We start from the raw sequence: 286 nt of genomic DNA on the forward strand, positions 1-286 counted from the left end.
GCCTACGGGTGGACGTGCGCGGAGACCGGCGGGCGGATCACGCTGGAGGACATCAGCCGTCTGGTCGGCCTGCCCGGCAACTACCCGGCCCACCATGTCGGCCGCGGCCGCGGCATCCGGAATCTCACCCAGCAGCGCGCCGACATCGTCTGCCCGATGGTGGCGGCCGCGCTGTTCGGGCGCATCCTCGGAGACCTCCGGTGGGAGGCCAAGACGCGGGCGTACGTCGAGGAGCTGTACCGCCCGGCGGAGGCCGAGGAGGGCGGACAGATGCTCTTGCAGATGC

The 286-nt window shown here is 72.0% G+C and carries 1 protein-coding gene; it reads left to right on the forward strand.

Translation table 11 applies throughout. The annotated features are described in order from the left end of the window. Nucleotides 1–286: hypothetical protein (locus ACWFRU_RS42360; protein ID WP_453694192.1), on the forward strand; the 286-nt coding region annotated here is incomplete at both ends.

Source organism: Streptomyces sp. NPDC055099 (genome assembly GCF_053607685.1).